This is a genomic window from Pseudomonas sp. MDT1-85 (assembly GCF_054898065.1).
Genome location: NZ_CM142715.1, coordinates 5,000,974 through 5,013,909, shown reverse-complemented (window position 1 = coordinate 5,013,909; position 12,936 = coordinate 5,000,974). Strand labels below are relative to the sequence as shown.

Below are 12,936 nucleotides of genomic sequence, written 5' to 3'. Positions count from 1 at the left end.
TCAGTCAGCGCGCGGCTGACTGCTCTTCTCGGCTAGGGTCTTGTCGTCGCTGATGGCAATGTGCGCGCCGTGGTCCAGTTTGATCTGGCCCCCCGTGACCACTTTTTCGCCGTTTTGCACGCCTTTGGTAATCATGACCATTCCATCGCGGCGCTCGCCGGTTTCGATGAAGCGCCGTTCGGCAATGAGGATCGGCTCGCCCTTGTCGTCTTTTTCGAGGCTGCCGTCTTCGGCCTTTTTCTGCGCCACAACGTACAGCGAGTTGCCATAAAGGGTGTAGGTAATCGCGCTTTCCGGCACCACGATGTGCGGTTGCGGATCAGGCAACATCACCTGCAGGCTGGCGAACATTCCCGGCAGCAGTTTGCCGTCGGGGTTGGCCAGGGTTGCACGCACCTGCACGTTGCGGGTGCTGCTCTCGACCTTCGGGTTGATCGCACTGATGGTCCCGGGGAAACTCTGTGTCGGGTAGGCCGAGACGATGATCTGCACCGGCTGGCCGAGGGCGATTTTCGGCACCGATTGTTCGGGCACAAAGAAGTCGACGTAGAGGCTGCTGATGTCTTGCAGGGTGGCGATCATCGTGCCGCTGGCCACGTAGTCGCCAACGTCTACCTGACGAATGCCGATGGTGCCGCTGAACGGGGCGAGAATGCGTTTTCTCTCCAGCGCCGCCTTGAGCTGATTGACCGTGGCCCGGCTCTTTTGCAACACCGCCGAGAGGCGGTCGAACTCGCCTTTGGAAATAGCCTGGCTGCCCACCAATTGGCTGCCGCGACCGTAATCCAGTTGCGCCAGTCCCAGGTCGGCTTGGGCGGTTGCCAGCAGGGCCGTTTCAACGGCGGTGTCGAGTTGCAGAATCGGCTGACCAGCCTTGACCTTCTGCCCGGATTCGAACTGCACCTCTTTGACGGTGCCAGCGATCTCCAGGCTCAGGTCGACCCCTTGCAGCGCCGTGAGGGTGCCGACCGTTGGCAAACGGCTTTGCCACGGACGTTCGGTGGCGGTGGCCACGGCGACACTTATCGGCGGTTTCGGTGCGGAAAAGCCTTGAATCATTGTGTAAATAGAGAAGGCTTTGTAACCGGCCAGGACCAACACGATTAGCAGAACAACACCCAACATGATCAGCATGCGGCGGCGCAGCATATTTCCGTTTCCTTGGAGAAATCAGATGAGACAGGCGGGAACATTACTCCCACTGCGAAGGGGATTCCATCTGTAGCAGCTGCCGAAGGCTGCGTTCGGCTGCGCAGCAGATGCAAATCCTGACGCCTTGGTGCTCCTGACACACTGCGGAGCCTGATTTCACGACTGCTTCGCAGCCGAACGCAGCCTTCGGCAGCTGCTACAAGGTTGCGATCTTCCAGGTGTTTACGCCATCAGATGAAGATGGTTGTCCCAGAGCCCCGCAGGCAACTCCAGAGGTTTTGCAACCAGGGTTGTCTGGCGGCAATCGTAGTACCGGCATCGTCCTTGACCGGAGGTCACGACAAAACCATCGGCCACGGCGCCGACGCCGGCGCAGTCGGGAAGTGGCGCGTCCAGACGTACTTCACCGCTGTCCAGGTCCCAGATAAAAAAGCGGTTGCCCCGCGGCGCGGTCAGGGCGACCAGACGCAGTTCGCTGTGTACGGCGACGCTGGCGGTGTAATGCCCCATGGCCTGCAACTGATGCTCGGGCACGGGGAACGCCACGAACGGTTGGCCGGGGCGCTTGATCGCCAGCAGCTGCGATGACTCGTGGGCAGCGCCCATGAACTGCTGGCCGGAAACGATGGTGCCATCGCTGGCGACGCCCAAGTGCCGCACGCTGTTCATCTGCTGGGCCAGTGTTTCCTTGCTCAACAAAGTGCCATCGCGCTGCATTAAAACCAGGCTCGGCTCCATCGCGTTGAGGTTCATCTCGACCCGGCTTTCGGCCTCGGTGCGAATGCCGCCATTGGCCACAATCAGCGTCTCGCCATCGGGCATCCACGACACCTGATGCGGGCCGACACCGTGGGTGGAAAGCTCGCCGCTATGCACCAGCCGCTCACCTTCGAACTTATACACACCGAGCAGGCCACGGCCCGGATCGGACGTGTCGTTCTCGGTGGCGTACAACCAGTCGCCGCTCTGGTGAATCACCGCGTGACCGTAGAAGTGCCGGTTCGGTTGCGACACCACGGTTTGCAGCAACGTGCCGTCGCGCAGGTCGATCAGGTAGCTTTCGGTGCCCGGACGACGGGCGACGAACAGCGCTATCGGCAGCGTCGGGTGGTTGATGATGTCGTGGCAACGCTGGCCGACGTGGGTGGCAAACACCCGGGTGCCATCCAGCCGATAACCGACGGCGTAGTGCTTGCCGTCACCGTCGTCCCGCGCCGAGAGCAGCAGCGGGCTTTTGTCCTTTTGCTTGAACAGCGTCCAGCCGCCCAGTGTCACCGCACCCAGCAGCAAACTCCCTAACGTCAGAGCCTGGCGTCGCAGCATGGCACTTGCCCTCATCAGTCACCGTCGTTGGCGTTAAAGCCCAGTTGGATACCCAGCGCCTTGGCCAGTTCGCCTTCGTGCAGACGATGGACAACGTTGAGGCTGTCATAGATAGCGTTGAGCTGCTGGCGTCCGGCATCGTCGGTGAGCATGTCGGTCAGCGAGCGCTGGTTGCTGGCGAACAGTTTCAGGGACGATGCATAGGCTGCGTCGATCTTGTCGGCCAAGGGTTTCTGCTCGCTCGGCAACAGACCACGCAGGCCTTTGTTGTCGACACCGACCCAAACGGTTTGCGCCGCGCTCAGGCTTGCTTGCAGGCCTTGCAGCGACGATTGGCTGCGCCAGGCATCAGCCTGGAATGGCTGTGGCGTGCCCTTGCTCTGACGGCCCATCGGCGTGCCGAGTTTTTTCTTCAGGGAGTCCAGCGCCGTCACTTGCACGCGCAACAGATCGGCGATCGCTTCGTGGGAGTCGGCGTAGCGCTGGTTCGGGAATTTGCTCATCTGCGCGAGCATGCCGTCGTTGGTGTTCCAGCTCGACAGGATCTCTTCGGCCAGTTGCTTCTGACGTTCGCCAATGGCGGTCAGCAGCGGGCAGTATTTGGCTTTCTGCGCACTGTCGGCCATGTCGATCTTGCTGTCGAACAGGATGTATTCATAGGCCGAGAGGCCTTGCACCACAACGCTGGACTTGATCAGGGCGGCGGCATCGATCTGCGGTTGTGCGGTCACCAGTTGCTCGACCTGACGGCCCACGAGGTTCTTCTTGTCCGGCCAGAACTGCACCTGCCAGGAACGGTTGCCCTCGGCTAATGGCCCGATCAGCAGCGGCTGCAACTCGGCCCAGGCTTTCTGCGCGTGCAGGAAGTCGGCGCGGGCGGTGTCCAGGGTTTCCTTGCCTTGGCAGAACGCCAGGGCGCTGACCGCCAATTGACGGTCGGCTTCGACCCAGCGGCTGTAGGTCGGCAGGATCACTTGTTTGGCGATGGCTGCCGACGTGACCGCTTGCGGATCCTGGGGCGAACAGGCGCCCAGGGCGAGGGCGGCAAGGCTGGTGAACAACAATTTGGGACGGAACATGTCGGGCTCCCGCTGAAGGAAAACGTATTAAAGGGAATTCAAAAACGCCAGCAACGCCGCGCGCTGCTCGGCATTGAAAGACAAAACCTGTTGCTGCGCCGCCGTTGCCTCGCCGCCATGCCAGAGCACGGCTTCGAGCACGTTACGGGCGCGGCCGTCATGCAAAAACTGGGTGTGGCCGCTGACCGCCTGCGTCAGGCCGATGCCCCACAACGGCGGGGTGCGCCAGTCGCGGCCGCTGGCCTGGAATTCGCTGCGGTTGTCGGCCAGGCCGTCGCCCATGTCATGCAGCAGCAGGTCGCTGTAAGGGCGAATCACTTGATTGGCCAATTCAGGTTCCGCGGCGTTGGCGGCGGTGGTGTATTGAGGGGTATGACAGGACTGGCATCCCGCCTGGAAAAACAGATTCTTGCCGGCCAGCACCTCAGGCGCGCCGACATCACGACGAGCCGGTACCGCGAGGTTACGGCTATAGAACAGCACCAGACGCAGAATGTTGTCGCTGACTTCCGGCTCGCCATCCGGGCCATTGCCATTGGGCGCCTGCTTGCAAGCGGTTTGCGCGTCGGTGCAGTCATCGGTGGGTTTCAGGCTGGTCGTGAGGCCCATATCACCAGAGAAGGCGTGAACGTTTTGTTGATTGAGGTTCGGTTGCCCGGCCTTCCAGCCAAATCGCCCGAGGACGGTTTTCTGCTGCGCGTCGTCCCAGACCCGGTTCGGTCGTCCGGCGATGCCATTCTTCTCCCGAGTTTGGGCCTCGGCGTTGGCCAGAATGGCCTCGTCGGGGATCGCTTCAAGCAAGCCCAGGCCAATCATCGGCGGTGCGATGCGCGCCGAGAAACGCGTGTCGGGGTGCATCGGGCCGTAGCCGAGTTGAGTGATCTGCAGGGTCGGCTTACGCAACTCGATTTCGCTGCCGTCCTTGAAGCGTACCGGGACCGGCGTGTAATCGACGCGCACCTTGCCTTCCGGGACGACGCCGGGCACCGACATGTCCTGGAACTGCCCGCCGTAGACCGGCTCTGGCACCACGCCCAGTTGTTCGATGACCTTGGCGTAGGCCGGCGCATCGGGAATCGACAGACGCACCAGCATCGATACTGCGTTCTGTGCACCGGGCGTGGGCGGATGACCGCGCCCGTCCTTGATGTGGCAATTCTGGCAGGCGTTGGTATTGAACAACGGCCCGAGGCCATCGCGGGCGGTGGTGGTCGACGGTGCGATCACCCAAGGGTTGCGAAAGAAACTGTTGCCGACACTGAAATCGACGCGCCGTGACGGAGGCAGATTGGCGGAGGGCAGGGAGAATGCGTTCTGATCGGTCTTGCGCACCGTCGCACTGCCGCCGGACCGGGCTTCACCGGGTTCGGCCTGGGTGAAACGCGGGGCGTCATCGCAGGCACTCAGGCCCAGAGCCAGCAACAGTGCAGACAAGCGAAGAGGCAGCGAAGGCATCGGACATCCTGCAAGACGAGCAAAACAAGGGCGCAAAGTCTAACAGGGCAGGGGAGTTTGAATAAGAGGAATTATCGTTTGGTTGATTTGGCGCGGGTTTATCGCGGCTAACAGGCTAAGCGCGATACCTGTGGGAGCGAGCCTGCTCGCGATAGCGGTTTCACATTCAACATCAATGTTGGCTGTGATGCCCCTATCGCGAGCAGGCTCGCTCCCACAGGTATTTCATTCAGGCAGGGACAAAAAAGGCGACCCAAAGGTCGCCTTTCTATTCACTCAGCCAGCGTTGATCAGAACTCGTGATCAGCGTTGTCCGGGTTCAGGTCGCTGATGCCCAGTTTGCCGGCGGCCGCTTCGATCGAACCGGTCTGCTTGACCAGCGAGGCGATGGCATCGCGCACGATCTGGTTGCCAGCAGTGTTGCCGGCGGCGATCAGTTGGTCGTAGTGCTCACCCTTGTTGGCGTGATCGACGATGACCTGCATTTTGGCTTCGGTCGCAGCCAGGTCGGCTTTCAGCGCGGTGTCGGCCGCCGGGTCGGCTTTGGCGACCAGAGACGACAGGCTCGCACCGGTCATTTTGCTGCCGTCTACACGGGTGTATTCGCCCAGGTACACGTTACGCACGCCTTTGGCATCGTAGAACTGCGAGTTGTGGGTGTTGTCGCTGAAGCAGTCGTGTTCGTCTTCCGGGGAGTTGGCTTCCAGGGAAACCTTCATGCGCTCGCCCGCCAGTTCGCCCAGCGACAGGCTGCCCATGCCGAACAGCATTTTGCGTAGACCGGTTTCAGCCGGTTCCGCTTCCAGGGTGGCGCGGTAGTTGTCGGCCACGTTCGGCTTCCAGTTACCGACCATTTCTTGCAGGTCGTTAACCAGCAGTTGGGTCACGGATTTCAGGTAAGCACGACGACGATCGTTGTGACCGCCGGTAGCGCCTTTGCCTTCCAGGAAGTCGGAAGCAGGACGGTTGCCGGCGCCAGGGCCGGTGCCGTTCAGGTCTTGGCCCCAGAGCAGGAATTCGATGGCGTGGTAGCCAGTGGCGACGTTGGCCTCGGAACCGCCCAGCTCGTTCAGACTGGCGAGTTTTTCCGGGGTGATGTCTTTCACGTCGACCTTGTCTTCGCCGACCTGAACTTTAGTGTTGGCGATGATGTTGGCGGTGGCGCCCGGGTTACCCAGTGCGTGTTCGTAGGATTTGTCGACGTAGTCGATCAGGCCTTCGTCCAGTGGCCAGGCGTTCACCTGACCTTCCCAATCGTCGATGATGGTGTTGCCGAAGCGGAACACTTCGCTCTGCAGGTAAGGCACGCGGGCCGCGACCCAGGCAGCCTTGGCGGCTTTCAGGGTGTCGGCGTTTGGCTTGGCCAGGAACGCGTCGACGGCTGTTTGCAGGTTTTTCGCGGTGGATTCGGCATCGCTGTAAACGGCGAAGACGATGTCGGCGTAATGCGCGACCACAGCCTTGGCGGCGGCTTCATCAATTTTACCGGTAGCAGCAGGCGCAGCGGTGCTGGCGGCCGGGGTCGGCGCTTGTGGAGCGCCAGCCTTGTCTTTGCCTTCGCCGCAACCGGCGAGGGAAATAGCGATGGCCAGCAGACTGGCGGTGGCCAGAGGCATACGAATCATGGCGAACATCCTGCTTCGGTGATTGATGGACGCGCGAGGGGCGCGCAAAACTGCGACATAATGCAAATCTTTCGCATTATGTGTAAAGGGTTGTGCTTGTAAATATTTCTTATTCAGGCGGGAGTTGTGTTGTAGATCAAGAGATCGCAGCCTCGTTTCACTCGACAGCTCCTACTGTAGGAGCTGTCGAGTGAAACGAGGCTGCGATCTTTTGATCTTCTACAAAATAACTGCATTACTGCGCTGGGCTTGCTTTAGATAAGCGCTCAATTCCCGTGCCGGCAGCGGTTTGCTGTAGTGATAGCCCTGACCTTCGTGGCAGCCTTCGGAGATGATGTAGGCCTCTTGCTCGGCGGTTTCCACGCCTTCGGCAATCACCTGCATGCCCAGGCTCTTGCCCAGCTGAATGATGGCGCGAACGATGGTCGCATCGTCGTCGTCATCGAGCAGGTCCTGAACGAAGCTCTTGTCGATCTTGATCTTGTCCAGCGGCAGGCTTTTCAGATAACTCAGTGATGAATAACCGGTGCCGAAATCGTCGATGGCGATCAGCGCACCGGAGCGACGCAGGCTCAGCAGATGCTGGGCGGCGGTGCTGATGTCTTCCATCAGGCCGGTTTCGGTGACTTCCAGCTCCAGGCTGCGCGGAGGCAGGCGATACATCTGTAGCAGGTTGTTGACCACCCGTGGCAACTCGGCGTGGTGCAGTTGCACGGTTGACAGGTTCACCGCCATGCGCAGGTCGAACCCCTGATCGTGCCATTCGCGCAATTGTTTGCAGGCCTGATCCAGCACCCATTCGCCGATGGCGATGATGGTGCCGTTCTGCTCGGCCAGTGGAATGAACAGGTCCGGCGGCACCAGCCCGTGTTCGGGATGTTGCCAGCGGATCAACGCCTCGACGCCCACCACGCGATGATCGCGGTAGCTGATCTGCGGCTGATAAACGAGGTAGAACTGATCGCGGATCAAGGCATCGCGCAGGTCTTTTTCCAACTCGCGGCGCCGACGCATTTCCGTGTCGACGCTGGCGATATAGAACTGATAGCGGTTGCGCGAGCGAGTCTTGGCCAGGGTCATGGTCTGCTCGGCTTTTTGCAGTAACTTCTCGGTGCTGTCACCGTCCTCGGGGAACAGGGTGATGCCAATGGTGGCGCGCAGGCGAATTTCCTGATGATCGAGGGCGAACGCCGCTTCCAGGTCATCAAGAATGCTTTGGGCCAGTTCGGCCGCTTCATAAGGTTGTTCGATGTCGGCCTGGACCAGTGCGAACTGGTCGCCACCCAAACGGGCGAGGGCGCCGAGGCGGCCGCTATGAGCCCGCAGACGATCGGCCAAGGCCAGCAGCAACTGGTCGCCGGTCTGATAACTGAACTGTTCGTTGATACCTTTGAAGTCATCGAGCCCGACACACAGCACCGCGACCCGACGCTGCAATTTGCCCGCGTCGACGAGGATTTTGTCCAGTTGTTGCTGCAGTTGCTGGCGGTTCGGCAGACCGGTGAGGAAGTCGTACTGGGCCATGCGCAGCAGGCTGTTTTCCGCTTCGTGGCGCAGGTGGGTGTTGCGCTCGATGGATTCGAGCAACTGGTTGGCGGTGTTGATCCACACGCCCAACTCGTTTTTTTCATGACCCTTGAGCTGCGGAATCTTGTGGGCGCTGGGTCGGTCCGGGTTGATTTCGGTCAAGTGTTCGATAATCCGCGACAGCGGTTTGGTCAGCAGCCAGTGATAGACCAGATACAACACCAAGGCCATGGCCAAGGCGCGCAATACGCCAGAGATGAAGATGATCTCCGAGCTGACAATGAACCCCTTGCCGTAGGTGGCGGTGTCGAGGGTAATGCTCAGGTCGCCGTAGTACTCGCTGTAGGGGCCACGGCCCACCAGTTGGGTGGTGAAGGTGCGCTCCTTGCCGAGGATCAGGTCGGTCAGCCAGCGACTGCTGGAATGCTGCAGCTCGCGGGTTTTTTGCGCGAGCATGGCTTCGTGGGGGTGGCCAATGGAGGCCATGCGCACGGCGTCGTCCTGGAACAGGCCTTCGATCACCTGCATGCCCATTTCCCGGTCCAGGCTGTAGACGGCCTGGGTGGAAGGATCGCGGAACATATCGAGAATGCGCTGAGCATCGCTGGCCACGGCCTGACGTGTTTTATAGGCATCGAAAACGATCTGCGCGCAGCTCAAGACCACGCCGACGATTAATGCCGACAGCAGCACGACCCGGAGCAACTTCACCGACAAGCTGTTCTTGAGTTCCAGCTTCAAAGAGTTATTCCTTGTTCCGTGCGGGTAGCGTCAAGTTGCCATGAGTATTGGCAATCCCGTGATGTCAGTCAAAGGGACAATCCAACCCAGGGGATTTTGCCGGTAGCTTGGCGGATATGCTGTTGTTTAAAGTATTTGCCCTATTAGCACTGTGTCGGTTGTTGAGGCCCTCAACTTGAGGGGAACGGGACAATTTTTCGTTGTGGTCGATGTTAGACGGCTGTGATGTGGGGGCAAGAGGGCGAATGCCACTCGTGTTGTGGGAATGTTCCCTTCTACAGAGACCGGCGTCTGGCATGGGTTGTTTAACCGACTTGTCAGAATGCAGATCTTTCCCACGCATTTTTCAGGTTGCCGGGTGGGAAGCGGATTCCCTAACCTTTGGCTGTCGCTGCAAATTCAGCGACCGGGCGTGAGATCCCCGGCAACTAGTATGCATCTAGCGCCAATACCACCATAATTGGCGCCAGCTTATCCGCTGCCTGTAAATGCGTTATGGCGGCTGTGTGCGGGCAGACTTCGGTCTGGCCGGGTGCCTGCTACCGGTGATCTCACTCTGCACATAGCTGCCACCTCTTCGCCGCTTGAGATCCGGCGAGTGGTGGCACCCATTTCAGCAGGAGTTTGTATGGATAAGTTAATTCCCGACCCACCCTTCAACACCACCACCCCCAACGCCGAAGCCTTGCGCACCGAAGAATTACTCAAAGACCGGGAAGCGATAAAACGCGCCCTCGATTACTACCTCGATCCCCCGGCGCCCTACACCGAAAAGCCCCGTCGCCCCAGTACCATGTTCATGGTCGCCCCCGATGCCGACACCGAAAGCCTGCTGGCCCATGCCTGTGAATCGTTGGCCTCAGCGAGTGTGCTGGCCAGCGATTTCGCCAACAATCTGATCGGCCCGCAACGCCATATAGCGATGGCGATTCAGCAGATCATCATGGTGGCGGAATTGGCGGTGAATCGGGCGCTGGATAACTTCGATCCGGCATAGTTTTTCAGATAGACCGCGTTATCGTTCTTCGCGGGCAAGCCTCGCTCCTACAGCATTGAGTCGAGTCGAAATGGTGCAATCGACTCAATGCTGTAGGAGCGAGGCTTGCCCGCGAAGGCGGCTGTAGGATCTACCCATTTCCCCAGCCCATAAAAAACCCGGCATAAAAGCCGGGTTTTTTGACTGGCGCGAAGCTTAAGCGGTGAAGGTTTTGCCTTCGAACTGCTCAGCCACGAACTTCCAGTTGACCAGGTTCCAGAACGCTTCGACGTACTTCGGACGAAGGTTGCGGTAGTCGATGTAGTAAGCGTGTTCCCAGACGTCGCAGGTCAGCAGCGGGGTGTCGCCGCTGGTCAGCGGGTTGCCGGCGCCGATGGTGCTGGCCAGGGCCAGGGAACCGTCAGCCTTTTTCACCAGCCAGCCCCAACCGGAACCGAAGGTGCCGATGGAGGTTTTGCTGAACTCTTCCTTGAACTTGTCGAACGAACCGAACGCTGCGTTGATGGCATCAGCCAGCGCGCCGGTTGGTTGACCGCCGGCGTTTGGCGCCAGGCAGTTCCAGTAGAAAGTGTGGTTCCAGACCTGAGCGGCGTTGTTGAAGATACCGCCCGAGGAAGTCTTGACGATTTCTTCCAGGGTCTTGCCTTCGAACTCGGTGCCTGGCACCAGGTTGTTCAGGTTCACGACGTAGGTGTTGTGGTGCTTGTCGTGGTGGTATTGCAGAGTTTCCTCTGAAATGTGCGGCTGCAGGGCATCGTGTGCGTAAGGCAGCGGCGGCAATTCGAAAGCCATGATGATTCTCCTAATCAGGTCAGTTGCGGTGAGCGCAAGGCCGATCACGGGCGGCCAGACATGCGCCGGGGAGTTTGTACTCTTTGCGGCGCAGGGATCGGATCATAGCACCGGGGGTGCGGCATAACCACGCAACAACTGTGTGGAATAGAGGTTCCAGAGCCTTTTGGAATAAATCATGAAGCGATGATTAACTGGAACGCTACGGTGAACATCATGACGGCGACCAACAGGTCGAGAATTCGCCAGGTGCTCGGCCGTGCCAGCCACGGCGCCAGCCATGCCGCGCCCAGCGCCAAGGTGAAAAACCACAGCAATGAAGCACTGGCCGCGCCCACCACATAAGCACCGGGCTCTGTTTGTTGTGCGCCGAGGGAGCCGATCAGCAACACGGTGTCCAGATAAACGTGCGGGTTGAGCAGCGTCACCGCCAACGCACTGAGCAGCACCGCCCGCAGCGAACGTACGGTCTGATTTTCACCCTGTTGCAGGCTTTGTTTCGAGCACGCCCGACGCAACGCCAGACTGCCGTACCACAGCAAAAACACTGCGCCACCCCACCGGGCGAAGGCCAGCAGGGTCGGGTTTTGCGCCAACACCGTCGCCAGGCCGAACACTCCGGCGGCCACCAGTAACGCATCGCAGGTCACGCAAAGCGCCGCCACTGGCAGGTGATGTTCACGCCGAAGGCTCTGAGCCAGCACAAACGCATTCTGGGTGCCGATCGCCATGATCAGCCCCGCGGCCACCAACAGGCCGTTCACATAGCTTTGCCACATACGTATTACTCCGCGTTGGACGCCAGATCCCGCAGTACCTGCAGGGCGCGTTCGGCATCGGCCTGGCCGACGAACAAATGGTCGTGGTAATACCCGGCGATCACGTTGCAACTGATGCCGGCCAGGCCCAACGCCGTGGCGAACGCGGCGGTCAGGCCGACGGCTTCAAGGGCCGAGTGCACGTTCAAGGTGATCCAGGCGGCGACGTAGTCGAAGCTGAAACCGGCCTTTTCAGCGTGGGAACGTTCCAGAATCACCGTCAGGCCTTCCCGTTCGCGAAAACTGCCGACAATCTCAAGGCCGGCGGGCAGCTTGCCGTCGCGCAACGTGCAGAACACGTATTCGCCGTCGTTGAGTTGCGGGCTCATGCTGCGCAGCAGGGTTGCCAATGACGTTTCGCCAGCCATGTTGGTGATCCTTGTTCAAGAGTTCTTGCTGGCCATTCTCCGGTTGAAGGCTGTATAAGAAAAACCAATAGTGCTGATCGCCCATTAGGAAAACTGATGTTCGACTACAAATTACTGTCCGCGCTCGCCGCCGTAATCGAGCAGGCCGGATTCGAACGCGCCGCGCAGGTGTTGGGTTTGTCCCAATCGGCCATCTCCCAACGGATCAAACTGCTCGAGGCACGGGTCGGCCAACCGGTGCTGGTGCGGGTCACACCCCCGGCGCCGACGGAGATTGGCCGGCGATTGCTCAACCATGTGCAGCAGGTGCGATTGCTTGAGCGCGATCTGCAAACCCTGGTGCCGGCGCTGGATGAAGAAGGCCTGCCGGAACGCCTGCGTATCGCTTTGAATGCCGACAGTCTTGCGACTTGGTGGGCCGAGGCGGTGGGGGACTTTTGCGCGGAACAACATCTGTTGCTCGACTTGGTGGTAGAAGACCAGACCGTCGGCCTCAAACGCATGCGCGCAGGCGAAGTGGCGGGGTGTGTCTGCGCCAGTGAACGGCCAGTGGCCGGTGCGCGCAGCGTTCTGTTGGGGGCGATGCGTTACCGTGCGATGGCGAGCCCGGCGTTCATTGCCCGGCATTTTCCCGAAGGTGTGCGCGCCGATCAGTTGGCCAAAACCCCGGCCCTGGTGTTTGGCCCGGACGATTTCCTACAGCATCGCTACCTTGCGTCCCTCGGTGTGGACGGCGGTTTCGAACACCATTTATGCCCATCGTCCGAAGGCTTTCTTCGCCTCACGGAAGCAGGGCTTGGCTGGGGCCTGGTGCCTGAATTACAGGTGCGCGAGCAACTTGAGCGCGGTCAATTGCAGGAGCTTTTGCCAGATAAGCCGATCGATGTGCCGCTGTACTGGCATCATTGGCGCAATGGCGGTCAGCTGTTGGGGTTACTCACTGATCAATTGGTGCGCTCGTCGAAGCAATGGCTGGTGCCGTTGGACTGACGGGCAGCGTCAAGACCTCACGCCCTACGCCCTACACCCTACACAATATGCAAAGCGCAAAGCGCAAAA

11 protein-coding genes are annotated in these 12,936 nt (G+C 60.0%); 2 read left to right on the top strand and 9 right to left on the bottom strand.

The genetic code is table 11. The features are described 5' to 3' along the window. The 6 genes from ACYZT2_RS22530 to ACYZT2_RS22505 all read right to left on the bottom strand — a co-directional run bounded on the left by ACYZT2_RS22530 (nucleotide 1) and on the right by ACYZT2_RS22505 (nucleotide 8,902). Nucleotides 1-1,149: an efflux RND transporter periplasmic adaptor subunit gene (locus ACYZT2_RS22530; RefSeq protein ID WP_461967467.1), complete on the bottom strand. Its 1,149-nt coding sequence runs from the start codon at nucleotides 1,147-1,149 to the stop codon at nucleotides 1-3. Between the two features lie 225 nt (nucleotides 1,150-1,374). Beyond that, the gene (locus ACYZT2_RS22525) at nucleotides 1,375-2,475 is read right to left on the bottom strand and encodes a DUF1513 domain-containing protein (protein WP_461967465.1); all 1,101 of its coding nucleotides are present in this window, start codon (nucleotides 2,473-2,475) and stop codon (nucleotides 1,375-1,377) included. 14 nt (nucleotides 2,476-2,489) lie between these two features. Continuing rightward, nucleotides 2,490-3,554: an imelysin family protein gene (locus tag ACYZT2_RS22520; RefSeq protein WP_461967463.1), complete on the bottom strand. Its 1,065-nt coding sequence runs from the start codon at nucleotides 3,552-3,554 to the stop codon at nucleotides 2,490-2,492. A gap of 27 nt (nucleotides 3,555-3,581) precedes the next feature. Next, nucleotides 3,582-5,009, bottom strand: a complete 1,428-nt coding sequence (locus ACYZT2_RS22515) for a di-heme oxidoreductase family protein (protein WP_461967461.1) — start codon at nucleotides 5,007-5,009, stop codon at nucleotides 3,582-3,584. A 290-nt stretch (nucleotides 5,010-5,299) separates the two neighbouring features. After that, nucleotides 5,300-6,634 carry an imelysin family protein gene (locus ACYZT2_RS22510; RefSeq protein WP_461967459.1) on the bottom strand — a complete coding sequence of 445 codons (1,335 nt, stop codon included), beginning with the start codon at nucleotides 6,632-6,634 and terminating at the stop codon, nucleotides 5,300-5,302. A 219-nt stretch (nucleotides 6,635-6,853) separates the two neighbouring features. Then, nucleotides 6,854-8,902 carry a putative bifunctional diguanylate cyclase/phosphodiesterase gene (locus ACYZT2_RS22505; RefSeq protein WP_461967457.1) on the bottom strand — a complete coding sequence of 683 codons (2,049 nt, stop codon included), beginning with the start codon at nucleotides 8,900-8,902 and terminating at the stop codon, nucleotides 6,854-6,856. 628 nt (nucleotides 8,903-9,530) lie between these two features. Here ACYZT2_RS22505 and ACYZT2_RS22500 point away from each other — a divergent pair. Beyond that, nucleotides 9,531-9,899, top strand: coding sequence for a DUF6124 family protein (locus tag ACYZT2_RS22500; protein WP_461967455.1), 369 nt, complete (start codon nucleotides 9,531-9,533; stop codon nucleotides 9,897-9,899). 195 nt (nucleotides 9,900-10,094) lie between these two features. Here ACYZT2_RS22500 and ACYZT2_RS22495 read toward each other — a convergent pair whose 3' ends face one another. The 3 genes from ACYZT2_RS22495 to ACYZT2_RS22485 all read right to left on the bottom strand — a co-directional run bounded on the left by ACYZT2_RS22495 (nucleotide 10,095) and on the right by ACYZT2_RS22485 (nucleotide 11,877). Then, complete coding sequence (locus ACYZT2_RS22495) at nucleotides 10,095-10,691, bottom strand: superoxide dismutase (RefSeq protein ID WP_007898423.1); 597 nt, start codon at nucleotides 10,689-10,691, stop codon at nucleotides 10,095-10,097. A 176-nt stretch (nucleotides 10,692-10,867) separates the two neighbouring features. Then, nucleotides 10,868-11,470 carry a LysE/ArgO family amino acid transporter gene (locus ACYZT2_RS22490; protein ID WP_461967453.1) on the bottom strand — a complete coding sequence of 201 codons (603 nt, stop codon included), beginning with the start codon at nucleotides 11,468-11,470 and terminating at the stop codon, nucleotides 10,868-10,870. A gap of 5 nt (nucleotides 11,471-11,475) precedes the next feature. Continuing rightward, nucleotides 11,476-11,877 carry an ACT domain-containing protein gene (locus tag ACYZT2_RS22485; protein WP_461967451.1) on the bottom strand — a complete coding sequence of 134 codons (402 nt, stop codon included), beginning with the start codon at nucleotides 11,875-11,877 and terminating at the stop codon, nucleotides 11,476-11,478. A 96-nt stretch (nucleotides 11,878-11,973) separates the two neighbouring features. Here ACYZT2_RS22485 and ACYZT2_RS22480 point away from each other — a divergent pair, with 96 nt between their 5' ends. Then, the gene (locus ACYZT2_RS22480; RefSeq protein ID WP_305446693.1) at nucleotides 11,974-12,867 is read left to right on the top strand and encodes a LysR family transcriptional regulator ArgP; all 894 of its coding nucleotides are present in this window, start codon (nucleotides 11,974-11,976) and stop codon (nucleotides 12,865-12,867) included. The last annotated feature ends 69 nt before the right edge of the window (nucleotides 12,868-12,936 follow it).